Source organism: Streptomyces sp. (assembly GCF_050698815.1).
GTDB lineage: Bacteria > Actinomycetota > Actinomycetes > Streptomycetales > Streptomycetaceae > Streptomyces.
The window spans coordinates 1-6,432 of sequence record NZ_JBOHCV010000337.1 but is presented as its reverse complement, the minus strand read 5'-3'; the positions used below and the strand labels follow the sequence as shown (position 1 = coordinate 6,432).

Here is a 6,432-nt window from a genome sequence, read left to right as displayed (position 1 = left end):
GGCCGCGGGCCCGCCGGGCCGGCGGGCGCAGGGCTCGGACCCGCCGCCCCTCCGGCCGTGGACACCGGCCTCGCCGACGAGTCGGCACGTCGTCTACGAAAGAGGGGTGCCGCATGGGCAGGACGCTGATCGAGATCGACGAAAACGCATGCAGCAGTATCTGAGCGGGTTCTACGCCTGGGCGCCGATCCCGGACGGCGCCTTCCGGCGGGCCCTGCAGGTCCAGCAGATTCTTGTCGACCACGGCGAGCACCGCAGCGCCGGACCGGTCGCCCTTCTCGTCGCGACGGTGGCCGAACTGTCCGGCCTCACCCTGCCGCACTGCGACCGCGACTTCGAGGCGATCGCCCGGCACACCGGGCAACCCACGATGATGCTCACGGACGGCTCCCGGCCGTAAAGGGCTGTCACGAGGCCACCGCCCAACGTCGCCACCAAGAAGATCCGTCGGGCGACGGAACACGCCTCCGCTCACGCGTGGGGGAGTCCCCCAGCGCCCTATGTGGCTACGCCGACGCAAGTGCCCGCAGGGGAGGCGTGATGCCGGCCCAGTTTTCTGCGGGCACCACGACGAGTGCCGTTTGGCAGACGGCGTTGCCCAGCAAGTTGGCCGGCTCAGCGGAGGGCGTCGAGTGCGGCCAAGATGTCGGTGGGTTCGGCGCGGGTGGTGTAGTCGGTGTCGACGAAGGCCCAGCGGATCAGGCCGCCGCGATCGATGACGTACGTGGCGGGCAACGGCAGGGTGCGGGGGTAGCCGGCGTTGACGCGCTGGAGGTCGAAACCGAGTTTGCCGTAGACGGCGGCCAGGTCGTCCGGGAGATCGAAGGCGAGCCCGTACTGCTTGGCGGTGTCGGAGCCGAGATCACTCAGGACGTCGAAGGCGAGTTCGTGCCTCTCGGTCAAGGAGAGCGACTCGTCGGGAATCTGCGGGGAGATGGCCACCAGTCGCGCACCGCGGGCGGTGATGTCGGTGTGGCGCTGCTGGAGCGAACGCAGCGCGATGTTGCAGTACGGGCACCAGGCGCCGCGGTAGAAGGTCAGGACCACTGGTCCCTCGGCAATCAGGTCCTCCAGGGAGATGGTCTGGCCGGTCGCGGACTTGAGACTGAAGCGGGGGGCTTGCGCGCCGACGGCGAGGGCTCGGTCGGCTTGCCCGGTGTCGGCGAGTTCCTGGCCTGCCCGGTTCATGATCTCCCGTACTTCGGCGGGGATCTGCTGCTGGCGCGCCTCGTAGAAGGTGCGCAGTTCTGCGTTCAGGGTCATGGGGGCGTGCCTCCTGGGCTGGAGCTGAGGGCTGGCTTTCGGTCTGCGGTGGCGGGGTCGCCGACCACAACTTGGAACGGTTGGTTCAAGATAACCCCATGCGTCGACCCACGCCAGCCATGGAGTGGCAAGTTGCGGGCCTGGAGGGACGTGAACGGGTGTCTGGTCAGCAGAACCTGGATGATCCTGGACGGTTCTCCCGCCGCTGGCGCGCAGGAGCTCGTCACCCTGCACCATGGGGCGTCCGGTGCTATCTTGGAACGCCTATTACAAGATGGTGGGGTGCAGTATGCCGGACATCAAGCATTTCGATCCGGATGCGACCCTGGAGACCGTGGTGCGTCTGTTCTGGCGGCAGGGCGTGGCCTCGACCGGGATCCAGGACGTCGTGACCGCGACGGGGCTCAACCGCTCCAGTCTGTACGCCACGTACGGCGGCAAGCAGGAGCTCTACCAGGCTGCTCTGCGCCGCTACCTCGAACACCGCTCCCAGCCGCTGTTCCGCCGCCTCGCTGCGGACGAGCGGGGCCTGCCGGCCATCACCGAGTTCTTCACCGGACTGATCAAGGCGCGCTGCTCGGGCGAGTACGCCCAGTGGGGTTGCATGGTCTCCAACGCGCACGCCGGAGCCGAGAACAGCGACCCCGAGGTCCATACGATTCTCGACCAGCATCATCAGCAGCTGCGGGACGCCATGTACGCGGCGCTGGTCACGGCCGAGGTACAGGGGCAGCTGGCCTCCGGCGCCGATCCCGGTGCCGCTGCCGATCTGCTGGCCCTGCTCGCGTACGGCGTGAACCTGCGCTCACGGGCGGGGGCGGACGCCCGCACCCTGGACAGGACGGTGGCCTCGGCCATCGACTCGCTCGGCAACCAGGCTGTTGGAACCACCGGGTGAACAGAGCCCGGCGCCAGCCGCGGGTCCCCGGGCCGCCAGGCCCGGGGGTGCCCGGAGACTCGGACCGCGCGCAGCGCGGCCCGCGCTAAAGCTGTGCCGGTGCGCCGCCCGTGGACTCCCAGCCGGCGACGGCCAGCGCGCGGTACGCCGTGTACTGGGCGGCGGGGTCGCCGGAGCCGGCCCACGGCAGCGCGCCGATGTAGCCGTCGACCACGCGCAGCGCCTCCATCGCCTCGTCGTACCGTTCCGCGCGCACCAGGAAGCAGAGCAGCATGTGCAGGACGTGCGGCCGTACGGGGTGGTCGGCCTCGACCTGGTCGACGGCGTACTCCGCCGCCTCTATGGCCTTCTCGATCTCCGCGCTCTGGTACAGCCCGCGCACCATGTTGACCTCGGGCAGGTGCTCGTAGACCGCGAAGAGCGGCAGCGCCGGCAGCAGCGTGCCCTCGGGGGCCTGTGCGGCGGCGGCCTGCGCGAAGGCGTCGGCGTCGGCGCGGGAGCCGCTGCCCTGCTCCGACCAGTACGGCAGCGCGGCCAGGTGGGCGCCCATGTGGTGCGGTGCGTGCCGTCGTACGGTCTCCCACAGCTCCTCGAAGTCGGGCCGGCGGTAGGAGAGATGGCGCCCGATGAACAGTTCGGTGATGTGCGGTGTGGGGTCGTCGGGGGCGAGCCTGGCGGCCTCCTGGCAGATGGCGCGGGCCTCTTCCAGGATGATGCGGTGGTCCGCGGAGGCGGTGTCGGAGAGGGCCTGCCAGACCAGGAACTGTGCGTAGACCTGGGCGCCGCCCGGGTCGCCCGGCTGCTCCGTACGCCACTCGCGCAGCCAGCTCGCGTCGCGCAGGCCCGGCTCCTTGCGGAAGGAGACGGCGCCCTCGGCACCGCCGGTGCCGGATGGGGCCTCCCCAGGCCCGTAGGGCCGAGGGGACGCGTCCGGCGTGCCCAGTGCCCGCGCCCGCGCCAGTTCCATCGCCGCCGCGCCGGCCAGCGACTGCACCCGCTGCCAGCGCAGCTCCCACTCGTCGCCGGTGAGGGCCAGCAGCCGGGCGACCGGCTGCCAGTCCTGGGTGCGCTGGGTCTCCTCCACCGCCTCGATGAACTCCGGATCCGGGCCGGGCAGCCGCACGTCCAGGTGTTCGGCGGGTACGAAGCCGTAGCCGCCGCCGGCGTGCGCGGCACCGGCGAGCCCCGGTGGGCGGTCCCGCCGCAGGCGCCGACGGCGCAGCGCGGGACCGATCAGGACGCCGAAGATGGCGGTGAGGGCGATCAGCACGAGCAGGGCTTCCATGGTGCGTTTCTCCCCGTGGGACACGTGTGCGGTGGGCCGGGGTGGCCTTTCCGGGCGTTCGTTCGGCATTTCGGAGCGGCGGATTGCGGGAGCCCGCTCTGCCTCCACCGTACGGCGCATTAGTCTCGCCCCATGAGCGACCAGCGCCCCAGCGGGCAGACGCCCCAGAGCTTCGAGACCCTCGCCATTCACGCGGGGCAGACCGCCGACCCTGCGACCGGGGCGGTCGTGCCGCCCATCTACCAGGTGTCCACGTACAAGCAGGACGGTGTCGGGGGGTTGCGCGGCGGCTACGAGTACAGCCGCTCCGCGAACCCGACCCGCACCGCGCTCGAGCAGAACCTCGCCGCCCTGGAGGGCGGCCGCAACGCCTTCGCCTTCGCCTCCGGCATGGCCGCCGAGGACTGCCTGCTGCGCACCCTGCTCGTGCCCGGGGACCACGTGGTGATCCCGAACGACGCGTACGGCGGCACCTTCCGCCTCTTCGCCCGGGTCGCCGAGCGGTGGGGGGTGGAGTGGTCGGTGGCCGACTCCTCCGACCCGGCGGCGGTGCGGGCCGCGCTGCGCGACCGTACGAAGGCGGTGTGGATCGAGACGCCGTCCAACCCGCTGCTGGGCATCAGCGACATCACGGCGCTCGCCGAGGTCGCGCACGGGGCGGGGGCGCGGCTGGTCGTGGACAACACCTTCGCCAGCCCGTATCTGCAGCAGCCGATCGCGCTGGGAGCGGACGTCGTCGTGCACTCGACGACGAAGTACATGGGCGGCCACTCCGACGTCGTGGGCGGCGCCCTCATCGTGAACGAGGCGGAACTCGCCGCCGAGATCGCCTTCCACCAGAACGCGATGGGAGCGGTGGCGGGCCCGTTCGACGCGTGGCTGGTGATGCGGGGCGCGAAGACCCTCGCCGTACGGATGGAGCGGCACAGCGCGAACGCGACCCGCGTCGCGGAGATGCTCGCCGCACACCCCAAGGTGACGCAGGTCTACTACCCGGGTCTGGTGTCGCACCCGGGGCACGAGACGGCGGCGAAGCAGATGCGGGCCTTCGGCGGAATGGTGTCATTCCGGGTGGAGGGCGGGGAGGCGGCGGCGGTCCGGGTGTGCGAGCACGCGCGGCTGTTCACGCTGGGCGAGTCACTGGGCGGTGTCGAGTCGCTGATCGAGCACCCGGCCAGGATGACGCACGCCTCGGCGGCGGGCTCCGCGCTGGAGGTGCCGGCCGATCTGATCCGGCTCTCGGTGGGCATCGAGGCGGTGGAGGACCTGCTGGCGGACCTGCGTCAGGCGCTGACGGCGGCGCTGGACTGACCGGACCGGGCGGGACGGGCGGAGGCGGCCCGCGGCAGGCTACCGCCGTCCGTCGCCGCTACCAGCCCACCGGTGGTGTCGTCAGGGCCGGCTGCGCCGCCCAGGGTTCGGCGACCGCCGCCCAGACCCCGAAGGCCACGGCCGCCGCGAAGAACGCCCACAGGACCAGGTGCAGGGTGCGCCTGCGGTGCAAGAGCCGGATGCCGCGCAGCTCGGCACGCACGGCGAGGTCCGGCGGTACGGGCGGCGGCGGCCCGCCCTCCAGCAGGCCGCGGACCTCGGCTTCCTTACGGTCGGGCAGCCTCATGCGACCCCCTCCGGGGCGCGGGCGGGCGGCGGGCCGTCCGCGCCGGTCACGGGCGCCGCGGGACGGCTCAGGACCGTCGCCATTCCTCGCGTGCACAGCTCCCGCACCCGCTCCACCGGCAGCCCGAGCGCCGCCGCGGTCTGCTCCTCGGCCACGCCCTCGTACAGCCGCAGCACCAGCATCAGCCGCTCCTGCGGCGGCAGCCGGTCCAGCAGGCCGCCGCGCGGGCGGCGGTAGCGCCAGGCGGTGTGCGCGAAGTGGGCGGCGAGGTCGTGCCGGGTGCGCTCGTAGGGGTCCTCGCCGCGCAGCCGGGCCCAGTCCGCGTAGGTCCGCGCCAACGCCCCCACCAGCAGCTGCTGCGCTGCCGGGGCGGCGCCGAAGGGCTCTCCGGTGAGCAGCGTGGCGGCACGCAGCAGCCTGCCTGCCGCGCCCGCGACGAACGCCTCGAACTCCCGGGCCCGGCGGCGCTGTTCGCGTACCCGCCGCTCTCCCACCGTGTGCGCCTCCCGCACCGCCCCGGTCAGGGCCGGCCTATGGCAATGGGACGGCAGGGGCGGTGATCAAATCAAGAGGCCGGGGCACCCGGGGTGGTCGTGGGGTGAATATCGAGGAACGCGGTGTTGAAGCGGGTCAGCAGCGTGCAGAAGGTCTCCCGGTCCTCCTCGCTCCAGCCCTCCGTCAGCAGGGCCATCAGCTGCCGCCTCGAGGAGCGCACCTGCTCCAGGCGCGCGGAACCGCGCGGCGACAGCTTGAGGACGACCGCGCGGCCGTCCTCAGGATGCGAGGTACGGGTGACCAGGCCGGAGTCGACCAGGGGTGCGACCTGCCGGGTGACGGTCGAGGAGTCGATCCCCATGCCGCAGGCGAGCGCTTTGACGCCCATCGGGCCGCTCTGGTCGAGCCGGTTGAGCAACAGGTAGGCGGCGCGGTCCATGGAGTTGCGGGCCTGTCCGACCCCGCCGAGCCGGGTCTGCTCCGCGCGGCGCGCGAATATGGCGACCTGGTGCTGCATCGCGTCGAGGACGGGAGCGGGGGTGCCGGTCTCACTGGTCTCGCTGGGCTCTGTCGTCATGTCCGGTTGCGTGGGCATGGCGGATGCTCGCTTCTTCGGAGAAATACCAAGGGCACGTAAAGACTTAGGTGTGCACACCAGCGTACGCGGACCCGGCGCGACCCGTACCGCCGCTGCGGGAACAGGTCTGTGACGGTATCCTTCGCGCGCTCTTAGGGCGGTGGGCTGCGAGACTGGCAGCATGGTCACACGCCCCGCCGAAGTTCCCGCCGTGTCCGTCGAGGACGTACGCGCCGCACAGAAGACGCTCTTCGGAGTGGCCCGTGCGACGTCCCTGGAGGGCAGCCGCCACCTCA

8 protein-coding genes are annotated in these 6,432 nt (G+C 72.0%); 3 read left to right on the top strand and 5 right to left on the bottom strand.

Going from position 1 to position 6,432, the window contains the following annotated elements; all coding sequences use genetic code 11:
• Positions 1-148 precede the first annotated feature (148 nt).
• Positions 149-400 (top strand): hypothetical protein, encoded by a 252-nt coding sequence (locus tag ACRDP3_RS12335; RefSeq protein ID WP_431516945.1) that lies wholly within the window; start codon positions 149-151, stop codon positions 398-400.
• A 215-nt stretch (positions 401-615) separates the two neighbouring features.
• On the opposite strand, the gene ACRDP3_RS12330 is transcribed toward ACRDP3_RS12335, so the two are convergent.
• Positions 616-1,263 (bottom strand): peroxiredoxin-like family protein, encoded by a 648-nt coding sequence (locus tag ACRDP3_RS12330; protein ID WP_431516944.1) that lies wholly within the window; start codon positions 1,261-1,263, stop codon positions 616-618.
• A gap of 289 nt (positions 1,264-1,552) precedes the next feature.
• Here ACRDP3_RS12330 and ACRDP3_RS12325 point away from each other — a divergent pair, with 289 nt between their 5' ends.
• Positions 1,553-2,161, top strand: a complete 609-nt coding sequence (locus tag ACRDP3_RS12325) for a TetR/AcrR family transcriptional regulator (protein ID WP_431516943.1) — start codon at positions 1,553-1,555, stop codon at positions 2,159-2,161.
• A gap of 85 nt (positions 2,162-2,246) precedes the next feature.
• Here ACRDP3_RS12325 and ACRDP3_RS12320 read toward each other — a convergent pair whose 3' ends face one another.
• Positions 2,247-3,446: a hypothetical protein gene (locus ACRDP3_RS12320; protein WP_431516942.1), complete on the bottom strand. Its 1,200-nt coding sequence runs from the start codon at positions 3,444-3,446 to the stop codon at positions 2,247-2,249.
• A gap of 132 nt (positions 3,447-3,578) precedes the next feature.
• Between ACRDP3_RS12320 and ACRDP3_RS12315 the strand changes: the two genes are divergently transcribed.
• Entirely contained in the window at positions 3,579-4,757 is a 1,179-nt protein-coding gene (locus tag ACRDP3_RS12315) for a cystathionine gamma-synthase (protein ID WP_431516941.1), read from the top strand.
• A 58-nt stretch (positions 4,758-4,815) separates the two neighbouring features.
• On the opposite strand, the gene ACRDP3_RS12310 is transcribed toward ACRDP3_RS12315, so the two are convergent.
• From ACRDP3_RS12310 to ACRDP3_RS12300, 3 genes are all read right to left on the bottom strand, one after another.
• Positions 4,816-5,064: a hypothetical protein gene (locus ACRDP3_RS12310; protein ID WP_431516940.1), complete on the bottom strand. Its 249-nt coding sequence runs from the start codon at positions 5,062-5,064 to the stop codon at positions 4,816-4,818.
• Positions 5,061-5,558, bottom strand: a complete 498-nt coding sequence (locus tag ACRDP3_RS12305) for a sigma factor-like helix-turn-helix DNA-binding protein (protein WP_431516939.1) — start codon at positions 5,556-5,558, stop codon at positions 5,061-5,063. The genes ACRDP3_RS12310 and ACRDP3_RS12305 overlap by 4 nt, the downstream gene beginning before the upstream one ends.
• 71 nt (positions 5,559-5,629) lie before the next feature.
• A complete protein-coding gene (locus ACRDP3_RS12300) occupies positions 5,630-6,154 on the bottom strand; it encodes a MarR family winged helix-turn-helix transcriptional regulator (protein ID WP_431516938.1) in 525 nt (174 codons plus the stop codon).
• Positions 6,155-6,432 lie beyond the last annotated feature (278 nt).

Bases quoted from the DNA above. Each gene is read 5' to 3' on its own strand.
- ACRDP3_RS12335 (WP_431516945.1), top strand. From the start codon at position 149: ATGCAGCAGTATCTGAGCGGGTTCTACGCCTGGGCGCCGATCCCGGAC.
- ACRDP3_RS12310 (WP_431516940.1), bottom strand. From the start codon at position 5,064: ATGAGGCTGCCCGACCGTAAGGAAGCCGAGGTCCGCGGCCTGCTGGAG.
- ACRDP3_RS12300 (WP_431516938.1), bottom strand. From the start codon at position 6,154: ATGCCCACGCAACCGGACATGACGACAGAGCCCAGCGAGACCAGTGAG.
- ACRDP3_RS12330 (WP_431516944.1), bottom strand. From the start codon at position 1,263: ATGACCCTGAACGCAGAACTGCGCACCTTCTACGAGGCGCGCCAGCAG.
- ACRDP3_RS12320 (WP_431516942.1), bottom strand. From the start codon at position 3,446: ATGGAAGCCCTGCTCGTGCTGATCGCCCTCACCGCCATCTTCGGCGTC.
- ACRDP3_RS12325 (WP_431516943.1), top strand. From the start codon at position 1,553: ATGCCGGACATCAAGCATTTCGATCCGGATGCGACCCTGGAGACCGTG.
- ACRDP3_RS12315 (WP_431516941.1), top strand. From the start codon at position 3,579: ATGAGCGACCAGCGCCCCAGCGGGCAGACGCCCCAGAGCTTCGAGACC.